The organism is Streptomyces parvus (genome assembly GCF_014648875.1).
Classification (GTDB): domain Bacteria; phylum Actinomycetota; class Actinomycetes; order Streptomycetales; family Streptomycetaceae; genus Streptomyces; species Streptomyces parvus.
This window is the reverse complement of the sequence record NZ_BMRY01000043.1, coordinates 1-1,115: the sequence shown is the minus strand read 5'-3', so window position 1 is coordinate 1,115 and position 1,115 is coordinate 1. Positions and strand designations below refer to the sequence as shown.

At 65.6% G+C, this 1,115-nt stretch carries 2 protein-coding genes and 1 pseudogene; 2 read left to right on the top strand and 1 reads right to left on the bottom strand.

The annotated features are described in order from the left end of the window. Positions 1-88: pseudogene (locus IE140_RS35710) on the top strand (IS5/IS1182 family transposase); the annotation flags it as partial. Positions 89-189: 101 nt separating this feature from the next. Beyond that, positions 190-588: a hypothetical protein gene (locus tag IE140_RS35705; RefSeq protein ID WP_150197118.1), complete on the top strand. Its 399-nt coding sequence runs from the start codon at positions 190-192 to the stop codon at positions 586-588. A gap of 52 nt (positions 589-640) precedes the next feature. On the opposite strand, the gene IE140_RS35700 is transcribed toward IE140_RS35705, so the two are convergent. Continuing rightward, positions 641-1,115, bottom strand: a 475-nt coding sequence (locus tag IE140_RS35700; RefSeq protein ID WP_189461108.1) for an HARBI1 family protein, incomplete at its 5' end; no start/stop codon positions are given.

The following is a 1,115-nucleotide window of genomic DNA, read 5'->3' as shown; positions in this document are numbered from 1 at the left end:
ACCCGACTTCGTCCTGCTCGACGGCACTCTCGCCGAATGCGACCGGGTCGGCGACGGCCGGACCGACTACTCCCACAAACACCGGCGCCCCTTGACGAATGAAAGGCTCCGGCAGAGGTTCTGCTGGGAAGAGGCAGGACAGCCATGAGGGCCCCCATTCATGAACGAGGGATTCTGGAGGGATAAAGCATGATAGGCCACATCTATTACCATTCACACCCTTTGCCGTATCTCCTGATCGTGGTGCTCTGCTTGCCGATAGCCCTCGTGGCGCTGTGGATGGCGTTTCGTTGGGCTGTGCTCTCCCTGCGAGGCGTGGCCGTCGTCGGGGACGAGCCGGGGCAGCGTTTCGGTGCGACCTTCACCGTGGACGGGAAGACGTACCCGTGCCATGCGGATCTCGGACCGGAAGACCGTCGAGAGGGCGGCGGCGGGGCGGGACTGATCGTCTACGACCCCCGCAAGCCCCGAAGGAACGACGCTCAGCACAGCCTCCGGCCCTCACAGCTCAGCGGCTGTGCCTTCTTGATCGTGCTGCTCGTCACCGCGATCGTGTGGGCCGGCATTCGGCTGATCGGCTTCTTCTGAGAAGAGGCCGATGAGCGACGACGGGAGTTCGGTCAGGGCATTACTGAGCTCGTCAGCGTTGTATCTCCAGTGTGAGGATGGCCTTGGCGATTGACGTCATGCGGTTGGGGCTGCATCGGGATCTGCGGAAGATCCGCCAGGACTTCAGCCTTGCGACGCCGCGTTCGACAGGTGCTCGCGCTGCGGCCAGTGCTTGATTGAGGGTCTTTTCGGTGGGGGTGAGTTCCTGCAGGGGCCGGCGTTTGATGCCGGTGGTCAGCCACGGGCCGGCGCCCTGGTAGGCGAGATCGGCCAGGATGGGAACGCCCTGGCGCTCGCAGATCCGGATGATCCGGTGGGTGCGGGCCGCGGTCAGGTCATGGGCGCGGCCCGGCAGGGCGGGCGAGAGCCACAGCAGCCGGCCGCCGGGGTCGGTGACGACCTGTACGTTCACACCATGGCGCCGGTGTTTGTGGGAGTAGTCGGTCCGGCCGTCGCCGACCCGGTCGCATTCGGCGAGGGTGCCGTCAAGCAGGACGAACTCGGGA